Origin of the sequence: Streptomyces sp. yr375 (genome assembly GCF_900110755.1) — a bacterium.
Classification (GTDB): Bacteria; Actinomycetota; Actinomycetes; order Streptomycetales; family Streptomycetaceae; genus Streptomyces.
Window position 1 is genome coordinate 68,063 of sequence record NZ_FOFF01000022.1, and the last position, 22,808, is coordinate 90,870.

Below are 22,808 nucleotides of genomic sequence, written 5' to 3' on the forward strand. Positions count from 1 at the left end.
GTCTTCGAGGTCGTCTCACAGGTTCCAGCAAACGGGACGGCGGCCCGGGGCGCGGCCCGGACTGCGCCATCCGGCACCGGCGACGCCCGGGACAGACGTACGGGACAATGGACGGCATGCCTTCCGCACTCCCCGACGGTGAGCCGGTCCCCGACGACGGCGCGCTCCCCGCGCACGCCCTCGCGGGCGCGGCCGACCGCCCCCTCGGGTTCTACCTGCACGTCCCGTACTGCGCGACCCGCTGCGGCTACTGCGACTTCAACACCTACACCGCCACCGAGCTGCGCGGCACCGGCGGGGTCCTCGCCTCCCGCGACAACTACGCCGACACCCTGATCGACGAGGTCCGGCTCGCCCGCAAGGTGCTCGGCGACGACCCGCGCGAGGTCCGCACGGTCTTCGTCGGCGGCGGCACGCCGACCCTGCTGGCCGCCTCCGACCTCGTACGGATGCTGGGCGCGATCCGCGACGAGTTCGGCCTCGCGGCGGACGCGGAGGTGACGACGGAGGCGAACCCCGAGTCCGTCGACCCCGAATATCTGGCGACTCTCCGCGAGGGCGGCTTCAACCGGATCTCCTTCGGCATGCAGAGCGCCCGGCAGCACGTCCTGAAGATCCTCGACCGCACCCACACCCCCGGCCGCCCCGAGGCCTGCGTCGCGGAGGCCCGTGCGGCGGGCTTCGACCACGTCAACCTGGACCTGATCTACGGCACCCCGGGCGAGTCCGACGACGACTGGCGGGCCTCGCTGGACGCGGCGCTGGGCGCGGGCCCCGACCACGTCTCGGCGTACGCGCTGATCGTCGAGGAGGGCACGCAGCTCGCCCGCCGGATCCGCCGCGGCGAGGTCCCTATGACCGACGACGACGTCCACGCCGACCGCTACCTGATCGCGGACGAGGTGATGTCGGCGGCGGGCTACGACTGGTACGAGGTCTCCAACTGGGCCACCTCGGCCGCGGGCCGCTGCCTGCACAACGAGCTGTACTGGCGCGGCGCCGACTGGTGGGGCGCCGGACCGGGAGCCCACTCGCACGTCGGCGGGGTGCGCTGGTGGAACGTCAAGCACCCCGGCGCGTACGCGGCGGCGCTCGCGGGCGGCCGTTCGCCGGGCGCGGGGCGTGAGCTGCTGTCGGCGGAGGACCGCCGGGTCGAGCGGATCCTGCTGGAGCTGCGGCTGCGCGAGGGCGTACCGCTGGACCTGCTGCGGGAAGCGGGGCTCAAGGCCTCCCGACGTGCCCTTTCGGACGGCCTTCTGGACCCCGCCCCCTATGACCAGGGCCGCGCCGTGCTCACCCTGCGGGGCCGGCTGCTCGCGGACGCGGTGGTGCGGGACCTGGTGGACTGAGGCCCAGGGCGGTGCCCGGAGACAGGCCTCAGGGCGCGGTCACGAAGTCGATCAGTTCCTCGACGCGGCCCAGCAGTTCCGGCTCCAGGTCCTTGTACGAGCCCACCCGCTTCAGGATCGCCTGCCACACCGCCCCGGTGTTCTCCGACGGCCAGCCCACGGCCTTGCACACGCCCGTCTTCCAGTCCTGGCCGTGCGGTACGCGCGGCCAGGCGGCGATGCCCACGGCGGACGGCTTCACGGCCTCCCAGACGTCGATGTACGGGTGCCCGACGACGAGGGCGTGTTCGCTGGTCACGGCCTGCGCGATGCGCCACTCCTTCGTACCGGGGACGAGGTGGTCCACCAGGACGCCCAGCCGCGCGTCCGGGCCCGGCGCGAACTCGGCGACGATCGACGGCAGGTCGTCCACGCCCTCCAGGTACTCCACGACCACGCCCTCGACCCGCAGGTCGTCGCCCCACACCTTCTCGACGAGCTCGGCGTCGTGTCGGCCCTCGACGTAGATGCGCCCGGCGCGCGCGACCCGCGCGCGTGCGCCGGGGACGGCGACCGAACCGGAGGCGGTACGGGTGGGACGTACCGGTGATCCGGAGGCCGGTCTGACGAGGGTCACCACCCGCCCCTCAAGGAGGAAGCCGCGCGGCTCCAGCGGGAAGACGCGGTGTTTGCCGAAGCGGTCCTCCAGGGTCACCGTGCCCGCCTCGCAGCGGATCACCGCGCCGCAGAACCCGGTACCGGGCTCCTCCACCACCAGGCCGGGATCCGCCGCCACCTCGGGGACGGGCTTCGGCTTCTTCCACGGCGGGGTCAGGTCGGCGGAGTACGAGCGCATTCGGATGACGATAGGAGAAACCGGTACACGATCAGTGCGACACGCCGAAACGGGCCGCCAGCGCGTCCCGCTGGGCCCGGACGAACGCCGCGTCGACCACCGCGCCGTGACCGGGCACGTACCGCGCGTCCTCGCCGCCGAGTTCGAGGAGCCGGTCGAGGGCGGCCGGCCAGCGGGCCGGGACGGCGTCGGGGCCGGCCTGCGGTTCGCCGGACTCCTCGACCAGGTCGCCGCAGAAGACCGTCGGGGGCGGGCCCGGGACCACGACCACCAGGTCGTGCGCGGTGTGGCCGGGGCCGATGTTCGCCAGCAGGACCTGCCGGCCGCCGCCCAGGTCGAGGGTCCACTCGCCGCAGACCAGGTGCCGGGGCCGCACGAGCGCGTCCGCCGCCTCCTCGGCCGCCGTCGCGTCCAGACCGTTGCGGACCGCGTCCGCCCGCAGCTCCTCGGCCGGTACGGTGTCGACGCCCACCGCCCCGAAGACCTCCGCGCCCGCGAACGCCGCGGCGCCGAGGACATGGTCGAAGTGGGGGTGGGTGAGCGCGAGATGGGTCACACGCCCGCCGGTCAGCTTCTCGGCCCGCGCCCGCAGCAGCGCCCCCTCCGCGAGGCTCGACCCCGCGTCGATCATGAGCACCGCGCCCGCCCCGACGACCAGCCCCGCCGTGCAGTCCCAGCCCGGCAGCCGGCACCGCCCGACCCCGGCCGCGACCCGCTCCCACCCGAGCTCTTCCCAAGTCACCGTCATACGGCGACGCTAGTCGTAGCACGCCCGCGATGGACCGACCTTGCCCTCGGCGCACCCCACGGCCGTACACTGGGCCGGGGAACGCTGGCACTCGGCTGTGAAGAGTGCCAGGCGAGAGCGCCCAGGGAACTGGGGGACGAGAGCTGGAGGTGTGCGCGGATGCTGAGTGAACGCAGGCTCCAGGTGCTGCGCGCCATCGTCCAGGACTACGTCGGCACCGAGGAGCCCGTCGGCTCCAAGGCGCTCACCGAGCGGCACAGCCTCGGCGTGTCCCCGGCGACGGTCCGCAACGACATGGCCGCCCTGGAGGACGAGGGGTACATCGCCCAGCCGCACACCAGCGCCGGGCGCATCCCCACGGACAAGGGGTACCGGCTGTTCGTCGACAAGCTGGCCGGCGTCAAGCCGATGACCGGCCCCGAGCGCCGTGCCATCCAGAACTTCCTCGACGGCGCGGTCGACCTCGACGACGTGGTGGCCCGTACGGTACGGCTGCTGGCGCAGCTCACCCGGCAGGTCGCCGTCGTGCAGTACCCGTCCCTGACCCGTTCGACCGTGCGGCACGTGGAGCTTCTCTCGCTCGCGCCCGCGCGCCTGATGCTCGTGCTGATCACGGACACCGGGCGGGTCGAGCAGCGGATGGTGGACTGCGCGGCGCCGTTCGGGGAGTCGTCGCTGGCGGATCTGCGGGCGCGGCTCAACAGCAAGATCGCGGGCCGCCGGTTCACGGACGTGCCGCGCCTGGTGGAGGATCTGCCGGACGCCTTCGAGGCCGAGGACCGCGGCACGGTCACGACGGTGCTCTCCACCCTGCTGGAGACGCTCGTCGAAGAGAACGAGGAGCGGCTGATGATCGGCGGAACCGCCAATCTCACCCGCTTCGGACATGACTTTCCTCTCGTGATCCGCCCCGTCCTGGAGGCCCTGGAGGAGCAGGTCGTGCTCCTCAAGCTCCTTGGCGAGGCGGGGGATTCGGGCATGACCGTACGCATCGGTCACGAGAACGCCTACGAGGGACTCAACTCCACTTCCGTGGTGTCGGTCGGCTACGGTTCGGGCGGCGAGGCAGTCGCCAAACTGGGCGTGGTCGGACCGACCCGCATGGATTACCCGGGAACGATGGGAGCGGTACGAGCGGTGGCACGGTACGTCGGACAGATCCTGGCGGAGTCCTGAGTGGCCACGGACTACTACGCCGTTCTCGGCGTGCGCCGCGACGCGTCGCAGGAAGAGATCAAGAAGGCCTTCCGGCGGCTCGCACGCGAGCTGCACCCGGACGTCAACCCGGATCCGAAGACCCAGGAGCGGTTCAAGGAGATCAACGCCGCCTACGAGGTGTTGTCGGATCCGCAGAAGAAGCAGGTCTACGACCTCGGCGGCGACCCGCTGTCCCAGTCGGGCGGCGGTGGCGCGGGCGGCTTCGGCGCGGGCGGCTTCGGGAACTTCTCGGACATCATGGACGCCTTCTTCGGTACGGCGTCCCAGCGCGGCCCGCGCTCGCGGACCCGGCGCGGCCAGGACGCGATGATCCGGCTGGAGATCGACCTCGAGGAGGCGGCCTTCGGCACCACCAAGGACCTCCAGGTCGACACGGCCATCGTCTGCGCCACGTGCAGCGGCGAGGGCGCGGCGCCGGGGACCACGGCCCAGACGTGTGACATGTGCCGCGGTCGCGGTGAGGTGTCGCAGGTGACGCGGTCCTTCCTGGGCCAGGTCATGACGTCCCGGCCGTGCCCGCAGTGCCAGGGCTTCGGCACCGTCGTCCCGACCCCGTGCCCGGAGTGCGCGGGCGACGGCCGGGTGCGCTCCCGGCGCACGCTGACGGTGAAGATCCCGGCCGGTGTCGACAACGGCACCCGCATCCAGCTCGCGGGCGAGGGCGAGGTCGGCCCCGGCGGCGGCCCCGCCGGCGACCTGTACGTCGAGATCCACGAGCTGCCGCACGCGATGTTCCAGCGCCGCGGCGACGACCTGCACTGCACGGTCACCCTCCCGATGACGGCGGCCTCCCTCGGCACGAAGGTGCCGCTGGAGACGCTGGACGGGCTGGAGGAGGTCGACATCCGGCCCGGCACCCAGTCCGGGCAGTCGATCCCGCTGCACGGGCGGGGCGTCACGCATCTGCGGGGCGGCGGGCGCGGCGATCTCATCGTCCACGTCGAGGTGCAGACGCCGTCCAAGCTCGATCCCGAGCAGGAGCGGTTGCTGCGCGAGCTGGCCAAGCTGCGCGGTGAGGAACGGCCCCTGGGGCAGTTCCAGCCGGGGCAGCAAGGGCTTTTCTCGCGGCTGAAGGATGCGTTTAACGGGCGCTGAGGTCTTTTCCGTACCGGCGTCGGGAGGCACCCGGCGCTGGTGCGGGCCTCGCTGGGGGCTGCCGCCCCCAGACCCCCGCTTCGGCCCTGAACGGGCCTCGTCCTCAAGCGCCGGACGGGCTGGTTGGCAGCACCCGGTGTTCGGGGGCGGTGGCGATTCGGACTTGTTCTGAGGACGTGACAACATGCCGTCATGTCGTCCTCCGCGCTGACCGATCTCTTCCCGCACCCGATCGTGCAGGCCCCCATGGCGGGCGGTGTCTCCGTCCCGCAGCTCGCCGCCGCCGTGGCCGAGGCCGGGGGGCTCGGGTTCCTGGCCGCCGGGTACAAGACGGCCGACGGGCTGTACCAGGAGATCAAGCAACTGCGGAGCCTCACCAGTCGCCCCTTCGGCGTCAACCTCTTCATGCCGCAGCCCGAGCACGCGGAGACCGGCGCCGTCGAGGTCTACGCCCATCAGCTCGCCGGCGAGGCCGCCTGGTACGAGACGGAACTCGGCGACCCGGAGAGCGGCCGCGACGACGGCTACGACGCCAAGCTCGCCGTGCTGCTGGACAACCCGGTGCCGGTGGTGTCGTTCCACTTCGGCGTGCCCAGCCCCGAGGTGCTGGAGTCGCTGCGGCGCGCGGGCACCTTCACCCTGGCCACGGTGACCACCGCCGACGAGGCCCTCGCCGTGCAGCGGGCCGGCGCGGACGCGGTGATCGTGCAGGGCGTGGAGGCCGGCGGCCACCAGGGCACCCACCGCGACAACCCGGAGAACGACCACTCCGGCATCGGACTGCTCGCCCTGATCGCCCAGGTCCGCACCTGTGTGAACCTGCCGATCGTCGCCGCCGGCGGCCTCATGCGCGGCAGCCAGATCGCCGCGGTCCTCGCGGCCGGCGCGAGCGCCGCCCAGTTGGGCACCGCGTTCCTCGCCACCCGCGAGTCGGGCGCGCACGCCGTGCACAAGCAGGCGCTGACCAACCCCCTCTTCGTACGCACCGAGTTGACCCGCGCCTTCTCCGGCCGCCCGGCCCGCGGCCTGGTCAACCGCTTTCTGCACGAGCACGGCCCGTACGCGCCCGCCGCCTACCCGGAGGTCCACCACCTCACCGCGCCGCTGCGCAAGGCCGCCGCCAAGGCGGGCGACGTGCAGGGCATGGCGCTGTGGGCGGGACAGGGCCACCGGCTGGCCCGGGACCTGCCCGCCGGGCGACTGGTGGAGGTCCTGGTGTCCGAACTCGCCGAGGCATGGACAGCGTTGTCGGAAGTTTCGGAGTACCCGCGGTTCGGGGACGGTGACGTCCGATGACCGCGCCGGTGTTCGTCGTCGACGAACTGCCCGTAGGGAGCGGGGAGTTCGTGCTCGGTGGTGCCGAAGGGCGGCACGCCGTGTCCGTGAAGCGGCTGCGGGCCGGTGAGGAGGTCGTCCTCACCGACGGCGCCGGGCGCTGGGCGGACGGCGAGGTCGTCGCCGCCGAGGGCAAGGACCGGCTGGTCGTGCGGCTGGGCGAGGTGGTCGAGGAGCCCGCCGAGTCGCCCCGGATCACCGTCGTGCAGGCCCTTCCCAAGGGCGACCGGGGCGAGTTGGCCGTCGAGACGATGACCGAGACCGGCGTCGACGCGATCGTGCCGTGGGCGGCCTCGCGCTGCATCACCCAGTGGAAGGGCGAGCGCGGCGCGAAGGCGCTCGCCAAGTGGCGGGCCACCGCCCGCGAGGCCGGCAAGCAGTCCCGCCGGGTCCGCTTCCCCGAGGTCGCCGAGGCGGCAACGACCAAGCAGGTGGCGGCACTTCTGGCCCGGGCCGACTTCGCCGCCGTCCTGCACGAGGACCGCGACTACGGCAGCGAACCCCTCGCGACGGCCCAACTCCCCGCCTCCGGTGACATCGTGCTGGTCGTCGGCCCCGAAGGCGGCGTCTCGCCCGAGGAGTTGGCGGTGTTCGAGGAGGCTGGGGCGAAGGCGTACCGTCTCGGCCGTACCGTGCTGCGCACGTCGACCGCCGGCACGGCCGCGACCGCCCTGCTTCTCGGCCGCACCGGCCGCTGGTCCTGACCGAGGGAGACACCGTGGAACTCGCCCAAGTGCGGCTGCTCGTCACGGACTTCGCGGCCTGCTACCGCTTCTACGCCGAGGTCCTCGGCCTCAAGCCGCAGTCGGGCGCGACGAACGGACCGTACGAGAAGTTCAGCCCCGCCACCGGCTCGGCGGGCATCGCCTTGCAGGACCGGGCGACGATGGCCGCGGTCCTCGGCGAGCTGGGCGACGCGGCGACGGGCCACCGCTCGCTGGTGGTGCTGCGCGTCGACGACCTGGACGCCTACTGCGCGCAGCTCACCGCCCGCGGCGCGACCCTGCTCCACGGCCCCGCCCCGATGACCGACCGGATGCGCGTCGCTCACCTCAAGGACCCGGAGGGCAACCTGGTGGAACTACAGGAGTGGCTGCTGTCACGCGGCTGACCGCGCCCCCGTCACCGGTGGACGTGCCCGGTGTTCCGGTGCCGGGTCCGGTTCCGGGCCCGGTGAAGTGATCGAAACCCCTGACCTGCGGTGGCGTTGCTGAATACAGTGATCGGGTGACTCAGCCCGCGACGCCTGCCGCTTACCTCAGATTCCCGCACCTGCACGGCGAGTTGGTGGCCTTCGCCGCCGAGGACGACGTGTGGCTGGCGCCCCTGGACGGGGGCCGCGCCTGGCGGGTCAGCGCCGACAACATGCCCGTCTCCCTGCCCCGTATCTCCCCCGACGGCACCACCGTCGCCTGGACCTCCACCCGGGACGGCGCTCCCGAGGTGCACATCGCGCCCGTCGACGGCGGCCCCTCCACCCGGCTGACGTACTGGGGCTGCGCGCAGACCCGGGTGCGCGGCTGGACCCCGGACGGCCGGGTCCTCGCCGTCAGCACCTACGACCAGGCGACCCTGCGCCGCAGTTGGGCCCGCGCCGTCCCGGTCGACGGCGGACCGGCGACGACCCTGCCGTACGGGCCGGTCGGCACGGTCGCCCACGGGCCGCACACCGTGCTGCTGTCCGCGCCGATGGGCCGCGAGGCCGCCCACTGGAAGCGCTACCGGGGCGGTACGGCGGGGAAGCTGTGGATCGACCGGGAGGGCGAGGGGGAGTTCGTCCGGCTGCACGAGGAGCTGGACGGGAACATCGAGTACCCGGTGTGGGCGGGGGACCGGATCGCGTTCCTCTCCGACCACGAGGGCACCGGCGCGCTGTACTCCTCCCTCGCCGACGGCTCCGACCTGCGACGCCACACGCCCCATGGGGGCACCTCCCGCTCGAGCGAAGCCGAGAGTGGGGGAGGCTTCTACGCCCGGCAGGCCGCCGGTGACGGTACGCGGATCGTGTACATGTCGGCGGGCGAGCTGTGGCTGCTGGACGACCTGGACGGCGCGGAACCGCGCCGCCTCGACGTCCGCCTCGGCGGCCAGCGCACCGACCGCCGCCCCTACCAGGTGACCGCCGCCCGCTGGCTGGGCGGGGCCGCCCCCGACCACACCGGGCGCGGCAGCGCCGTGGAGGTGCGCGGCGCGGTCCACTGGATCACCCACCGGGCCGGCCCCGCCCGCGCGCTCGCCGCCGAACCCGGCGTCCGGGCCCGCCTCCCGCGCACCTTCCGCACGGAGGGCGAGGAGTGGGTGGTGTGGGTGACGGACGCGGAGGGCGAGGACGCCCTCGAGTTCGCCCCGGCCACCGGCGCGGCCCCCGGCGGCACTCCGCGCCGGCTCGCCGCCGGCCGGCTCGGGCGGGTGCTGGAGCTGGCCATGGCGCCCGACGGCAGCCGGGCCGCCGTCGCCGCGCACGACGGGCGGCTGCTGCTCGTCGAGCGGGAGACCGGCGAGGTCCGCGAGGTCGACAGCAGCCCCGACGGCGAGGTGTCCGACCTGGTCTTCTCGCCCGACTCGGGCTGGCTGGCCTGGTCGCATCCGGGCCCGCGCCCGCTCGCCCAGATCAAACTGGCCAACGTCACCGACCTGTCGGTCACCGAGGCGACCCCGCTGCGCTTCCACGACTACGCGCCCGCCTTCACCCTCGACGGCAAGCACCTCGCGTTCCTCTCCACGCGCGCCTTCGACCCGGTCTACGACCAGCACGTCTTCGACCTGTCCTTCGTGGCCGGGGCCCGCCCGCACCTCGTCACCCTCGCGGCGACGACCCCGTCCCCCTTCGGCCCGCAGCGCCACGGCCGGCCCTTCGAGGCCCCCGAGAAGGAGGAGACGCCCGACAGCGAGGGCACCCCGACCACCCGCATCGACCTCGAAGGCCTCGCCGACCGGATCGTGCCCTTCCCCGTCGAGGCCGGCCGCTACTCCGGGCTGGCCGCGGCGAAGGACGGCGTGCTGTGGCTGCGCCACCCGGTGCAGGGTGTCCTCGGCGCTTCCCGCGCCACCCCGGACGACCCCGATCCCGACACCGAGCTGGAGCGCTACGACCTCGCCCAGCAGCGCCTGGAACACCTCGCCTCCGACGCCGACGGCTTCGAGGTCAGCGGCGACGGCAAGCGGCTGCTGCTGTGGACGGACGGCAAGCTCAAGGTCGTCCCCAGCGACCGGCGCGCCTCCGGCGACGAGGACAGCGACAGCAACATCACCGTCGACCTCGCCCGGATCCGGCGCAGCGTCGACCCGGCCGCCGAGTGGCGGCAGATGTACGACGAGACCGGCCGCATCATGCGGGACAACTTCTGGCGGCCGGACCTGGGCGGCGTCGACTGGGACGGCGTCCTCGACCGCTACCGGCCGGTGCTGGAGCGGGTCGCGACCCACGACGACCTCGTCGACCTGCTGTGGGAGGTGCACGGCGAACTCGGCACCTCGCACGCCTACGTCATGCCCCGCGGCCACGGCGGCCGGGCCCTGCGCCAGGGCCTGCTGGGCGCGGACATCTCCCGTCATCCGGACGGCAGTTGGCGCATCGACCGGGTCCTGCCCTCGGAGACCTCCGACCCGCACGCCCGCTCCCCGCTGGCCGCACCCGGCGTCGCGGTGCGGGCGGGCGACGCGATCGTCGCCGTCGGCGGCCACCCCGTCGACCCGGTCACCGGCCCCGGACCGCTGCTCGTCGGTACGGCGGGCAAAGTCGTCGAGCTGACCGTCTCGCCGTCCGGCGGGGGCGAGCCGAGGCACGCGGTCGTGGTCCCCGTCGCCGACGAGGAGCCGCTGCGATACCACGCGTGGGTCGCGGACCGGCGGGCCTACGTCCACGAGGCGTCCGGCGGCCGGCTCGGCTACCTGCACGTCCCGGACATGCAGGCGCCCGGCTGGGCCCAGATCCACCGGGACCTGCGGATCGAGGTCGCGCGCGAGGGGCTGGTCGTCGACGTCCGGGAGAACCGGGGCGGCCATACCTCCCAGTTGGTCGTCGAGAAGCTCGCCCGGCGCATCGTCGGCTGGGACGTACCGCGCGGCATGCGTGCGTCCAGCTACCCGGAGGACGCGCCCCGGGGGCCCGTCGTCGCCGTCGCCAACGAGTTCTCCGGGTCCGACGGGGACATCGTCAACGCGGCGATCAAGGCACTCGGCATCGGCCCGGTGGTAGGCACCCGCACCTGGGGCGGCACCGTCGGCATCGACAGCCGCTACCGCCTCGTCGACGGCACCCTCATCACCCAGCCCAAGTACGCGATCTGGCTGGAGGGCTACGGCTGGGGCGTGGAAAACCACGGCGTAGACCCGGACGTAGAGGTAACCCCCACCCCCCAGGACCACGCCGCCCACCGAGACGTCCAACTCGACGAGGCGATCAGACTGGCACTGACGACGTTGGAGGAAACCCCGGCGAAGGTCGCACCCCCACTTCCCTCTTAGCCCGTCGGGCGGGGGGTGTGTTGCGGACGAGGGCCGGGCCCTCCAGCCCGTCGGGCGGGGGTGCGTTTGAGGACGAGGGCCGGACCAATTCAGCCTGTTGGGGGTCCCCCCTCTGGGGGAGTTTGAGGACGAGGCCCCTTAAGGGCCGACGGGGGTCCAGTGGGCAGAGCCCCCTGGCGGGGTCGAAGGGGCAGTGCCCCTGGGGATGGGACGGGTAGGGGCGGCGGGGGCGGGAAACCCCTCCACCCGCACCCCACCACCCATCGATACGATGCCCGCAAGAGATCACCGGCAAGAGACCACCGGCAAGAAGGAGACCCCATGGCAGGGGAACCGCAGGACGACTGTCTGTTCTGCAAGATCGTCGGGGGGCACATCCCGGCGACGATCGTGCGGGAGACGGCGACGACCGTCGCGTTCCGGGACATCAACCCCCAAGCCCCCACGCACGTGCTCGTCATCCCCCGCGTCCACTACGCGAACGCCGCCGACCTCGCCACCGCGGAACCCACGATCGCCGCGGACGTCCTGCGCGAGGCCAAGTCCGTCGCCGACGACGAGAAGCTGGACAGCTACCGCATCATCTTCAACACCGGCGCCGGCGCCGGCCAGACCGTGTTCCACGCCCACGCGCACATCCTCGGCGGCCGAGGCCTGCACTGGCCCCCCGGATAACCGGGACAAATCGCCATGTCTGTACGTGAATTGGTGGTCCTCGGCACCGCCAGCCAGGTCCCCACCCGGCACCGCAACCACAACGGCTACCTCCTGCGCTGGGACGGCGAGGGCATCCTCTTCGACCCGGGCGAGGGCACCCAGCGCCAGATGCTGCGGGCCGGCGTCGCCGCGCACGACCTGAACCGGATCTGCGTCACGCACTTCCACGGCGACCACTCCCTCGGCCTCGCCGGGGTCATCCAGCGCATCAACCTGGACCAGGTCCCGCACCCGGTGACCGCGCACTTCCCGCGCTCCGGGCAGCGCTTCTTCGACCGGCTGCGCTACTCCACCGCCTACCGGGAGACCGTCGGCGTCACCGAGGTCCCGGTGGACCGGGACGGCCCGCTCGCCACCGCCGCCTCCTACACCCTCGAAGCCCGCAGGCTCTCCCACCCCGTCGAGTCCTACGGCTACCGGATCGTCGAACCCGACGGCCGCCGCATGCTGCCCGACCGCCTCGCCGCGCACGGCGTGAAGGGGCCGGACGTCGGCCGGATCCAACGGGAGGGTGCGGTCGGGGACGTCCGGCTCGACGACGTCAGCGAGGTCCGGCGCGGTCAGCGGTTCGCGTTCGTCATGGACACCCGGCTGTGCGACGGCGTGCACGCGCTCGCCGACGGAGCCGACCTGCTCGTCATCGAGTCGACGTTCCTCGACGAGGACGAGCGACTCGCCGTCGACCACGGCCATCTGACGGCCGGTCAGGCGGCGCGCGTCGCCCGGGACGCAGGCGTACGCCACCTCGTCCTCACGCACTTCAGCCAGCGCTACTCGCAGCCGGAGGAGTTCGAGCGGCAGGCGCGGGCCGCCGGGTTCGAGGGCGAACTGACCGTGGCGCACGACCTCCTGCGGGTGCCGGTCCCGAAACGCCGCTAAAGCGGCCGTACGATGCTCTGATGCCTCTTCACCCTGCCCTTCCCCTCCCCAAAGCCGAACTGCACCTGCACATCGAAGGCACCCTGGAACCGGAGCTGGCGTTCGAGCTGGCCGCCCGCAACGGGGTGGCCCTGCCGTACGCCGACACCGAAGAGCTGCGCAAGGCGTACGAGTTCGCGGATCTCCAGTCCTTCCTGAACCTCTACTACGAGCTGATGGCCGTGCTCCGCACCGAGCGGGACTTCGAGGATCTCGCCGACGCCTACCTCGCGCGGGCCGCCGCGCAGGGCGTGCGGCACGCGGAGATCTTCTTCGACCCGCAGGCCCACCTCGCCCGGGGGGTGGACATGGGCACGGTCGTGGAGGGGCTGTGGCGCGCGCTGGGCCGCAGCGAGGCCCGGCACGGCGTCTCCACCCGCCTGATCCTCTGCTTCCTGCGCGACGAGTCCGCCGAGTCGGCCCTGCGCACGCTGGCGGCGGCGGGCCCCTACCTCGACCGGATCACCGGCATCGGGCTGGACTCCGCCGAGGTCGGGCATCCGCCGGTGAAGTTCCGCGAGGTGTACGAGGCCGCCGCCGCGCTGGGGCTGCGGCGCGTCGCGCACGCCGGTGAGGAGGGGCCGCCGCAGTACATCACCGAGGCCCTCGACGTCCTCGGCGTGGAGCGCGTCGACCACGGGCTGCGCTGCATGGAGGACCCGGCCCTCGTCGAGCGGCTGGTGCGCGACCGGATCCCGCTGACGCTGTGCCCGCTGTCCAACGTACGGCTGCGCACCGTCGACACCCTCGCCGACCACCCGCTCCCCGCCATGCTCGACGCGGGCCTCGTCTGCACGGTCAACTCCGACGACCCCGCCTACTTCGGCGGCTACGCCGACGACAACTTCACCGCCGTACACCAGGAGTTGGGCCTCGCCCCCGAGCAACTCCGCACCCTGGCCCGCAACTCCTTCCTCGCCTCCTTCCTGGAGGACGACGAGGAGCGCCGCGCCCGGTACCTCGCCGAGGTGGACGCGTACGAGTTCCCCCACCCCGCCGTGTGACGTGGACAGTGACGTGAGTCACGGGAACTCGGGGCGGTGGGCCGTCAGCTAGTAGGGGTGAGCACTCATATGCGTACCCGGGTACGGGCCGGGGATCCGGGCGCGTTCGGCGAGTTGTACGACAGCTACTCCCGCGCGGTCTACAACCATGCCTTCCGCCTCACCGCCGACTGGTCGGCGGCCGAGGACGTGATGGCCGAGACCTTCATGGAGGCATGGCGGCTGCGTGAGCGGGTCGAGGCGGAGGGCGGTTCCCTGCGGCCGTGGCTGCTGGGCGTGGCGACCAACGTCGCCCGGGGCCACCACCGCAGCAACCGGCGTTACCGGGCCGCCGCGAACGCCGCCGCCGAGGCCGAGACGGCCCTGCCCGACCACGCCGACGAGGTGGCGGGCCGGCTCGACGACCGACGGCGTATCGCCGCCGCCCTGCGCGCACTCGCCGCCCTGCGCCGACCCGAACGCGAGGTCCTGGCGCTGTGCCTGTGGGAGGGGCTGGAGTACACGGCCGCCGCCGAAGCGCTCGGCATCGCCGTCGGAACGGTCCGCTCCCGGCTCTCCCGCGCCCGCGCCAAGCTCCGCAGACTCACCGAGGCCGAACTCGGCGGCACGGATCGGGAACTCGGTCGGCTGGAGCGCCAGATAAGAGGAGACAACATCAACGCGATCCGGCCCGTATCGGAGGGAAACCGATGAAAGCGTCTCAGTCCCGGCAGAGTCCGGCTGAGTGGGAGGAGAGCGCCCCTCTCCTGCCCCAAGCTGTGCGCGAACTCCCGGCGGGCCGCCGCCAGTTCCACAAGGAGCGTCTGATGGCTCGCATCCAGCAGGACATCCAGCAGGACAGTCAGCAGGGCATACAGAGCGACGTTCAGCAAGGTGAGGGTGCTGTGGTCGGTCGCCCGGTCCGGGCGAAGGCTCGCCGGTTCCGGCTGCCGCGCCCCGCCTTCGCGCTGCCGGTGATGGCGCTGACACTGACCAGCGCGGTCGTCGTCGGGACGGTGCTCAACAACGGTGGCGGCGGCGCGCGTTCCGGCGGTGTCGCCACCGGACCCGCCCTGACGACGCCGGTCGGGGCCGCCACCACCAAGGGTGTGTCGCACCTGCTCGACCAGGTCTCGCTGGCGGCGGCGGCCACGGCGACCCACCCCACGCTCAAGCCGGGGCAGTTCGTCTACATCGAGTCCGAGGACGCCAAGACGTTCGTGAAGACGGTCGACGGCAAGAGCAGCCTCGCCGGCTCCGCACCGCACCGGCGCCAGATCTGGCAGTCCGCCGACGGCACCGAGGGCTGGCTGATCGACCCCTCCGTCAACGACAGTTCCGAGGGCGAGACGCTCAGCCTGCCCGACGAGCAGGGCGACACCCCGAAGGCCGACGTGGGCCACCCGTCGTACGACTTCCTGGCCGGGCTGACCACCGACCCCGACCAACTCCTGAAGCTGATCTACAAGGAGACCCGGGGACAGGGCAACACCCCCGACCAGCAGGCCTTCGAGACCATCGGCGGCATGCTCGTCGAGAGCTACCCGCCTGCGGAGCTCTACGCGGCCCTGTTCAAGGCCGCCGCGAAGATCCCCGGAGTGGTCGTGGTGAACGACGCCAAGGACGCGATCGGCCGGTCGGGCGTCGCGGTGGCCCGACTGGACGAGACCAGTGGCGCCCGCGAGGAATGGATCTTCGACAGGAAGACCCACGCGTTCCTCGGCGAGCGCACCGTGCAGGTGAAGGCGGTCTCCGAGGCCGGGGTCGTGATGAAGCCCGGCACGGTCCGCTTCACCACCGCCGTCACCCGGCGCGCGATCGTCGACGGCATGAAGCAGACCCCCGCACGAAACGGCTGACGCCCGAAACCGACGGGCTAGTCGGAGGACCCCGGTGAGGCGCCCGCCCGCCGGGGTCCGGCCGTGTCGTACGCGCCCCGGTCGGGTACGGCCATGGGCTCCACCGCGATCTTCACCACCTGCTGCTCGATCGGGAGCGTCGGACGTCCGCTCGCGCGCAGGGCTACGACGGTCATCGGTACGGCGACGACGAGCAGTCCCGCGCCCAGCAGCAGCCCCATCGCCGGGAACCCGGCCCACGCCGACAGCACGCTCCCGGTGAGCGGCCCCGCCGCCGTCCCCAGCGACGACGCCGACCCGACGAGTACCGCCCAGCGACCGCGCGGGTCGAGCGAGGCGGCGAGGCCGATCAGGTACGACAGGACGATCGGGTAGAGGACGTTCCAGGCGATCTCACCGGCCGCGAAGCTCACCGGTCCGGTCGCCGACGCGCTCGCGACGACGCACCCGGCGATCAGGACGGTCCCGGCCCCGATCGGCACCGCCCGCCCCAGCCGCGCCCCGAGCGCGCCCGCGCCCAGCACGCCCATGAGTCCGGCGCCGAGTCCCACCGCGAAGACGACGCCGACGGCGGTCTCGGTGAGGTGGGCCTGCGTCAGGCCGATCCGGCCGCTGACGCCCCACAGGGAGTTCTGGACCAGCGACCAGCAGGGCATGGCGGCGGCCAGGACGAGACCGGAGCGGAGGTTGGGGAGGGGGAGGGAGGCGCGGTCCTCGGGGCTGGTGCGGGTGCGGGTGGGCGGTGTCGTCCGGCCGGGCAGTCGTCCGGTCAGCGGCCACACGGCCAGCGCGGTGAGCGCGATCGCGGCGAGCGGCTGCCCGTGCCCCGCGCCCAGGTGCGGCACCGTCAGATAGCCGACGCCCGCGAGCGCGGAGACCCCGAGCAGGCCCAGCGTGGAGGCGCGGTGCGGGTCGGGCTGGGCGGCGATCCGGGTGGCGGCGACCGCCGTGACCGTACCGGAGCCGAGGCCGCCGAGGACCGCGCCCGCGACGACGGCCCAGACCGCGCCCGCGAGGGCGGCACCGCCGTAGCCGAGGACGGCGAGGGTCAGTCCGATCCGGGCGAGGGTGCGCGCCCCGATCCGGTCCACGCGGGAGGCGAGCAGAAACCCGGCGGCGGCCGAACCCAGCAGCAGGGCGCTGCCGACGGCACCCGCCTCGGTGGCGGACAGCGGCAGCCCGGAGTCCAGTCGGCCGACGACGGTCGGCAGCAGGTAGGGGGCGAGATAGCCGGCCGTGAACAGGGCGACGACGGGCCAGGGCGTGGCGGTGGGCGTGGTGGTGCGCGGGGCGAACACGGGCGTTCCAGGGCGTGCGAAAGGGGCGGCTCGGTAAAGGGGTTGGGGCGCCGACCGTCGACGGACAGGAACGCGCGGGCAATTTGTATCAAGCACGCGGTTCTGGAAGAAGGGCGGGGTGGGTGATGTGGATCACTTTGGGGGTGGGGGGCGTTTGGGGTGGGGGAGTGCGGGTAGCAGTGAACGCCCCCGCGCGCTAGCGCCAGTCGACGGCCCCGCCGCCACCCGGGGCGGCCCCCGTTGCCCTCGTCTCGATCTTCGTCCTGATTTCCCGCATCACCGCGACGATCCGCCCCTCGTGCTCCGGCGTCAGCCGGGCCACCGGTACCGAGCAACTGATCGCGTCCTGGGCGGGATCGTCGTAGCGCAGGGCGAAGCCGAAGCCGATGATGCCGGGGACGCCCTCCTCGCGGTCGACGGAGTAGCCGCGCGCCCGTACCTCGGCGAGGTCGGCGCGCAGTGGCTCGCGGGCGGTGTGGGAGTGCGGGGTGAGTGCCTCGTACGGGCCCTCGGGCAGGTCCTCGTCCGGGCGCTCGGCGAGCAGTGCCTTGCCGAGTGCGCCGGCGTGCGCGGGCAGTCGCCGTCCGACCCGGCTGAGGGTGCGCGGGTATTCGTGCGACTCGCGCGTCGCCAGATACGCGACGCTCCGGCCGTCCAGCCGCCCCAGGTGGATCGTCTCGCCCAGCGCCTCCGACGCCTCGTCGAGGTAGGGCCGCACCAGCCTGACGCGTGGGTCGGAGTCGAGATAGCTGGTGCCGGCCAGCAGGGCGTGGATGCCGATGCCGTAGAGCGAGCCGGTGACGTCCGTGCGGACCCAGCCCCGGCCGATCAGGGTCTGCAGCAGCGCGTACATCGAGCTGCGCGGCACGCTCAGCTCGTCCGCCAGCTCCTGAAGCCGCGCCGGCCGGTCGCCGCGCGCCGCGAGCAGTTCCAGCAGCTCGACCGTGCGCCCGGCGGACTTCACCTCACGGACGCCGCCGCCTGTCTCCGACATGTGCCGATCGTACGGGTGTGTTCGTGTGGGTGTGTTCGTACGGGTGTGTGCGTGTCCATTGACGGTCGGCGTTCGCGTATCTAATCTCCATCTTCATACATGGATAACGTCTACATAGGGAGATGAGCGAGGTGGGCCTCGACAAGGAGACGGCTCGGGACACGGTTCGGGAGACTGCCCGGCGACTGCGGGACGGCATGGCGCGGGGGGTGCTGTCCTTCCCGCTCACCAGTTTCCACGAAGACGGCTCCCTCGACCCCGACGGCTTCCGCACGCACGTCGCGGCCCAGATCGCGACCGCCCCCGGCGCCGTGTTCCCCGCCTGCGGCACCGGCGAGTTCTTCTCCCTCGACGAGGACGAGTACCGCCAGGTCGTCGCGATCACCGTCGAGGAGGCGGCCGGCCGCGTGCCCGTCGTCGCGGGCGTCGGCTATGGCTGGGCGCAGGCCGTCCGGTTCGCGCGCATCGCCGAGGAGGCAGGCGCCGACGCCCTCCTCGTCCTCCCGCACTACCTCGTCGCCGCCCCGCAGGACGGCCTCGTCGCCCAGGTGGAGCAGATCGCCGCCCGCACCCCGCTGCCCCTCATCGCCTACCAGCGCGGCCAGGTCACCTTCACCGCGGCCTCGTTGAAGCGCATCGCCGCCCTCCCGACCGTCATCGGCGTCAAGGACGGCCACAGCGACCTCGACCGCCTCCAGCGCCTCACCCTCGCCGCCCCGGAGGGCTTCCTCTTCTTCAACGGAGCCTCCACCGCCGAGATCCAGGCCCGCGCCTACGCCACCGTCGGCGTCCCCGCCTACTCCTCCGCCGTCCACGCCTTCGCCCCCGAGATCGCGGGCGCCTTCTTCGCCGCGCTGCAGGGCGGCGACGACAAGGCGGTGGAGCGGCTGCTGCGCGACTTCTACGTCCCGCTCGTCGAACTCCGCGACCGCGTGCCCGGATACGCCGTGTCCCTGGTGAAGGCCGCCGCCCGGCTGCGCGGACGCCCCGTCGGCCCGGTCCGCGCCCCGCTCACCGACCCCTCGCCCGCCGACCTCGCCGACCTCACGACCGTCCTCACCGCTGGCCTCGACCTCGTAGGAGCCGCCCTGTGAGCCCCGACCTCACGATCACCGACGTCCGCCTCACCCCGATCCTGGTCGCCGACCCGCCGCTGCTCAACACCCAGGGCGTGCACCAGCCTTACACCCCCCGGCTGATCGTCGAGGTCGTCACGGCCGACGGGACGACGGGCGTCGGCGAGACGTACGGCGACACCAAGTACCTGGAACTGGCCCGCCCGTTCGCCGAGAAGCTGACCGGCCGTCAGGTCAGCGACCTGAACGGCCTGTTCACGATCGCCGACGAGGTGTCCGTCGACAGCTCCCGGATCTCCGGACAGGTCGACGTCGGCGGGCTGCGCGGTGTCCAGACCGCCGACAAGCTGCGGCTGTCCGTCGTCTCCGCCTTCGAGGTCGCCTGCCTCGACGCCCTCGGCAAGGCGCTCGGCCTGCCCGTGCACGCGCTGCTCGGCGGCAAGGTGCGCGACGCCGTCGAGTACAGCGCCTACCTGTTCTACAAGTGGGCCGACCACCCCGAGGGCGTCGCGGCGGAGAAGGACGACTGGGGCGCCGCCGTCGACCCGGCCGGAGTCGTCGAGCAGGCCCGCCGCTTCAAGGAGCGCTACGGCTTCACCTCCTTCAAGCTCAAGGGCGGGGTCTTCCCGCCGGACGAGGAGATCGCCGCCGTCCGCGCGCTGGCCGAGGCGTTCCCCGGCCACCCCCTGCGCCTGGACCCCAACGGCGCCTGGTCCGTGGCGACTTCACTGAAGGTGGCCGAGGAGATCGGGGGCATCCTCGAATACCTGGAGGACCCGGCCCTCGGCACCCCGGCCATGGCCGAGGTCGCCGCGAAGACCGACGTGCCGCTCGCCACCAACATGTGCGTGACGACGTTCGCCGAGATCAAGGAGGCGTTCACGAAGGACGCCGTGCAGGTCGTCCTGTCCGACCACCACTACTGGGGCGGACTGCGCAACACGCAGCAACTCGCCGCGATCTGCCGCACGTTCGGCGTCGGCGTCTCCATGCACTCCAACACCCACCTGGGCATCAGCCTGACCGCGATGACCCACGTCGCCTCGACCGTCCCCAACCTGCACCACGCCTGCGACTCCCACTATCCGTGGCAGTCGGAGGACGTCCTCACCGAGCGCCTCACCTTCACCGACGGCAAGCTCGCCGTCTCCGACGCGCCCGGGCTCGGCGTCGAACTCGACCGCGACAAGCTCGCGTTCCTCCACCGGCGCTGGCTGGACGACGACGGCGCCCTGCGCGAGCGCGACGACGCGGCGGCGATGCGGGTCGCCGAGCCCGACTGGGTGACACCGCCGGTGCCCCGCTGGTAGACGTAACGGTGAACAGGCTTAGCGATGGATAGGCGTAACGGCGGATTATGCGTAGTCCTCCGTTTCCGCCACGCCTAATCCCGCGAGTTACTGTGGCGCCGTGCATGGAAGAACCGAGGTGGGGCCGGCGGTATTCGCGCCCGCCGCCGCCGAAGAGGCCTGGTATTTCCCGCCCGATCTCAGGGGGACCTTCGCCCCCGAAGGCCTCACCGCCCGGCAGGCCGACGAAGCGCTCGCCTGTGCCTGGGAATATCTGCGCACGATCATTCCCGCCTACACGAACCGCGCCCGGTATCTCGCGCTCGCCCGCCTCACGGCCGTATCCACCGTGGCGGAGTTCAGGGGAGAACACGTCTCTCCCCTGAACTCCCCGGTCATCGCCGGATACGACACCGGTGAACTGCTGGCCACCCTCTTCGCCGGCACCGCCGTCCATGACGACATGGCCCGCGAGTACTACTCCTCGATTCTGATCACCGCCGAGAAGTCCGCCCCGCAGGGCAACGCCGAACTCCTCGGGCGCTACACGGCGGCGCTCGCCCACAGCCCCGCCCAGTGGTTCCGGATCCGCGACTGCGACGCGCAGGCACGCCTCTTCATCGCCGCCGCCCTCGCCTGCAACGACATCGAGGACGCCTGGCCGACCGAGGAACAGAACCAGATCCTCACCGAGATCTGCGACGCGATGTACGACGCGATCGCCTACCACAAACACCGCGCCGAAGGCGAGATCTGCAATACCTTCGCCTATGCCGACGCCGATCTGCGCCACCACACCTACCGCACGTATCGCGACACGCTCTGGAACATCGACGCCCACTGGGCCGACGTACCGGAGAGAATTCCTGTCGTCAATTTCCTCCGTAACATCGCGGGCCCCATCCATATGACGATGCGCCGCTACCGTTTCGTCGAGGACGGCCTCACCATCGGAATTCCCGAAACCGCCGAGATCGTCGACCAGGCCCGCGACAACGTCAAACTCTGGTACCGCTTCGGCCCCACCCCGCAGGAGAACAACCACTACGAGGATATTCTCGCCGCCCGGGACCGCGTCCTGTTCCCCGGATTCGCCGAAATCCTGGAGAACGCCGGACCGACCTGCCCCGACTGCCGATATCCCGACCGATACCCGCCCCCGACCGGCCGCTGCGCGGGCGTCCGCGTGTGCGCCGCGCACCGGGCCGCGTTCGACACCCACCTCGCGCGACTCCCCGGACGCGCCCGACGCGTCCTCGGCCTGTGAACCCGAATGGCTGTCGACACCCGTGCCGCGTGTGACGCACCACGTGTCGCCGGTGACGTGGTGCACACTGGCCAGATCGGCACCACGTCAGGGAGCGCACCGTGACCGCGTCCAACGCGTCCACCGGAGAGGGACACCACCACCAGGCCGCCGGGGTCGACCCCCTGGCCGCCCTCCGCACCCCCGACGATCCGCCGTGGGACGTGTACCTCACCGGCCCCGTCTTCCTCGACATCATCTTCACCGGGCTCGACTCCGCCCCGGTGCGCGGGACGGAGTCCTGGGCGCGCGGGATGGGCTCCAGCCCCGGCGGCGTCGCCAACATGGCCACCGCGCTCGCCCGCCTCGGCCTGCGCACCGCCCTCGCGGCGGCCTTCGGCGACGACCACTACGGCGAGTACTGCTGGGACGCTCTCGAACGGGGCGAGGGCATCGACCTCAGCACCTCGCGCACCGTCCCCGGCTGGCACTCCTCGGTCACCGTCTCCATGGCCTACGAGGGCGAGCGCACGATGGTCTCGCACGGCCACGAACCGCCCCCGGAGGCCGTACCGAGCATGCCGAGCGCACCGAGCCACGAGATCCACGAGGACGCCCCCGCCTGCCCGCCCCCGGCCCGCGCCGCCGTCGCCTCCCTCACCCCCGGCAAGCGCGCCCCCTGGATCGCCCAGGCCGCCGCCCGCGGCACCCGCATCTTCGCCGACGTCGGCTGGGACGACACCGGCGCCTGGGACCTCGCGGGCCTCGCCGACCTGGCGCACTGCGAGGCGTTCCTGCCCAACGCGGAGGAGGCCATGCGCTACACCGGCGCCACCTGCCCCCGCGCCGCCGCCCACGCCCTCACCGCGCACGTACCGCTCGCGGTCGTCACGCTCGGCGCGGACGGCGCGTACGCCGTGGACCGCCGGACCGGCGAGAGCGCCGAGGTCCCGGCCATCGCCGTCGAGGCCCTCGACCCCACCGGCGCCGGGGACGTCTTCGTGGCCGGCTTCGTCACCGGCACCCTCGCCGGCTGGCCGCTCGCCGACCGGCTCGCCTTCGCCGGCCTCACCGCCGCCCTGTCCGTCCAGGAGTTCGGCGGCTCGCTCTCCGCGCCCGGCTGGTCCGAGATCGCCGCCTGGTGGCGCCGGGTCCAGTCGGTCGAGGGCCAGGCCCCCGAGGCACTGCGCCGGTACGCGTTTCTGGACGCTCTGCTCCCGGCCCTGCTGTCGACACAGGAGGCCGCCCCGTGGCCGCTGCGCAGGGCGGTGCCGACGATCGGTTTCGGCCGCTCGGCATAGTCACCGGCGCGGGGCAAAGCCCTGCGGCGGCACAGGTGGCGGCACGGGTGGCGGCACGGGTAAAAGCCCTACGGCGTTGT

The 22,808-nt window shown here is 72.7% G+C and carries 20 protein-coding genes; 16 read left to right on the plus strand and 4 right to left on the minus strand.

Annotated features, from left to right (window positions below; translation table 11 throughout):
• Positions 1–116 precede the first annotated feature (116 nt).
• A complete protein-coding gene (hemW, locus tag BMZ82_RS22025; protein ID WP_093778501.1) occupies positions 117–1,349 on the plus strand; it encodes a radical SAM family heme chaperone HemW in 1,233 nt (410 codons plus the stop codon).
• A gap of 28 nt (positions 1,350–1,377) precedes the next feature.
• On the opposite strand, the gene BMZ82_RS22030 is transcribed toward hemW, so the two are convergent.
• Positions 1,378–2,184, minus strand: coding sequence for a DUF3097 domain-containing protein (locus tag BMZ82_RS22030; protein ID WP_093778375.1), 807 nt, complete (start codon positions 2,182–2,184; stop codon positions 1,378–1,380).
• A 31-nt stretch (positions 2,185–2,215) separates the two neighbouring features.
• Positions 2,216–2,932 (minus strand): MBL fold metallo-hydrolase, encoded by a 717-nt coding sequence (locus tag BMZ82_RS22035; protein WP_093778377.1) that lies wholly within the window; start codon positions 2,930–2,932, stop codon positions 2,216–2,218.
• Between the two features lie 159 nt (positions 2,933–3,091).
• Here BMZ82_RS22035 and hrcA point away from each other — a divergent pair, with 159 nt between their 5' ends.
• The 11 genes from hrcA to BMZ82_RS22090 all read left to right on the plus strand — a co-directional run bounded on the left by hrcA (position 3,092) and on the right by BMZ82_RS22090 (position 15,524).
• On the plus strand, positions 3,092–4,108 hold the full coding sequence (gene hrcA / locus BMZ82_RS22040) for a heat-inducible transcriptional repressor HrcA (RefSeq protein WP_093778379.1): 1,017 nt from the start codon (positions 3,092–3,094) through the stop codon (positions 4,106–4,108).
• Positions 4,109–5,245: a molecular chaperone DnaJ gene (gene dnaJ, locus BMZ82_RS22045; RefSeq protein WP_093778381.1), complete on the plus strand. Its 1,137-nt coding sequence runs from the start codon at positions 4,109–4,111 to the stop codon at positions 5,243–5,245. It begins immediately after the preceding gene.
• A gap of 192 nt (positions 5,246–5,437) precedes the next feature.
• On the plus strand, positions 5,438–6,541 hold the full coding sequence (locus BMZ82_RS22050; protein WP_093778384.1) for a nitronate monooxygenase: 1,104 nt from the start codon (positions 5,438–5,440) through the stop codon (positions 6,539–6,541).
• Complete coding sequence (locus BMZ82_RS22055; protein ID WP_093778386.1) at positions 6,538–7,284, plus strand: 16S rRNA (uracil(1498)-N(3))-methyltransferase; 747 nt, start codon at positions 6,538–6,540, stop codon at positions 7,282–7,284. Before BMZ82_RS22050 ends, BMZ82_RS22055 begins: the two co-directional genes overlap by 4 nt.
• Before the next feature lie 14 nt (positions 7,285–7,298).
• Complete coding sequence (locus BMZ82_RS22060; protein ID WP_093778388.1) at positions 7,299–7,691, plus strand: VOC family protein; 393 nt, start codon at positions 7,299–7,301, stop codon at positions 7,689–7,691.
• 116 nt (positions 7,692–7,807) lie between these two features.
• On the plus strand, positions 7,808–11,047 hold the full coding sequence (locus BMZ82_RS22065; RefSeq protein ID WP_093778390.1) for a S41 family peptidase: 3,240 nt from the start codon (positions 7,808–7,810) through the stop codon (positions 11,045–11,047).
• A 321-nt stretch (positions 11,048–11,368) separates the two neighbouring features.
• On the plus strand, positions 11,369–11,722 hold the full coding sequence (locus tag BMZ82_RS22070; RefSeq protein ID WP_093778392.1) for a histidine triad nucleotide-binding protein: 354 nt from the start codon (positions 11,369–11,371) through the stop codon (positions 11,720–11,722).
• A gap of 15 nt (positions 11,723–11,737) precedes the next feature.
• A complete protein-coding gene (locus BMZ82_RS22075) occupies positions 11,738–12,643 on the plus strand; it encodes a ribonuclease Z (protein WP_093778394.1) in 906 nt (301 codons plus the stop codon).
• Between the two features lie 20 nt (positions 12,644–12,663).
• Positions 12,664–13,686, plus strand: a complete 1,023-nt coding sequence (locus tag BMZ82_RS22080) for an adenosine deaminase (protein ID WP_093778396.1) — start codon at positions 12,664–12,666, stop codon at positions 13,684–13,686.
• Positions 13,687–13,755: 69 nt separating this feature from the next.
• On the plus strand, positions 13,756–14,379 hold the full coding sequence (locus tag BMZ82_RS22085) for an RNA polymerase sigma factor (protein ID WP_177244600.1): 624 nt from the start codon (positions 13,756–13,758) through the stop codon (positions 14,377–14,379).
• On the plus strand, positions 14,376–15,524 hold the full coding sequence (locus BMZ82_RS22090) for a CU044_5270 family protein (protein WP_093778400.1): 1,149 nt from the start codon (positions 14,376–14,378) through the stop codon (positions 15,522–15,524). The genes BMZ82_RS22085 and BMZ82_RS22090 overlap by 4 nt, the downstream gene beginning before the upstream one ends.
• Positions 15,525–15,541: 17 nt before the next feature.
• Here BMZ82_RS22090 and BMZ82_RS22095 read toward each other — a convergent pair whose 3' ends face one another.
• Entirely contained in the window at positions 15,542–16,822 is a 1,281-nt protein-coding gene (locus BMZ82_RS22095; RefSeq protein ID WP_093778402.1) for an MFS transporter, read from the minus strand.
• Positions 16,823–17,018: 196 nt separating this feature from the next.
• Positions 17,019–17,816 (minus strand): IclR family transcriptional regulator, encoded by a 798-nt coding sequence (locus tag BMZ82_RS22100; RefSeq protein ID WP_093778404.1) that lies wholly within the window; start codon positions 17,814–17,816, stop codon positions 17,019–17,021.
• Between the two features lie 122 nt (positions 17,817–17,938).
• On the opposite strand from BMZ82_RS22100, the gene BMZ82_RS22105 reads away from it, so the two are divergent.
• The 4 genes from BMZ82_RS22105 to BMZ82_RS22125 all read left to right on the plus strand — a co-directional run bounded on the left by BMZ82_RS22105 (position 17,939) and on the right by BMZ82_RS22125 (position 22,728).
• Entirely contained in the window at positions 17,939–18,910 is a 972-nt protein-coding gene (locus BMZ82_RS22105; RefSeq protein WP_093778406.1) for a 5-dehydro-4-deoxyglucarate dehydratase, read from the plus strand.
• Positions 18,907–20,202, plus strand: coding sequence for a glucarate dehydratase family protein (locus BMZ82_RS22110; protein ID WP_093778408.1), 1,296 nt, complete (start codon positions 18,907–18,909; stop codon positions 20,200–20,202). The genes BMZ82_RS22105 and BMZ82_RS22110 overlap by 4 nt, the downstream gene beginning before the upstream one ends.
• A 100-nt stretch (positions 20,203–20,302) precedes the next feature.
• Positions 20,303–21,448: a hypothetical protein gene (locus tag BMZ82_RS22120; protein ID WP_177244601.1), complete on the plus strand. Its 1,146-nt coding sequence runs from the start codon at positions 20,303–20,305 to the stop codon at positions 21,446–21,448.
• A gap of 101 nt (positions 21,449–21,549) precedes the next feature.
• Positions 21,550–22,728, plus strand: a complete 1,179-nt coding sequence (locus BMZ82_RS22125; RefSeq protein WP_093778414.1) for a carbohydrate kinase family protein — start codon at positions 21,550–21,552, stop codon at positions 22,726–22,728.
• Positions 22,729–22,808: the final 80 nt, after the last annotated feature.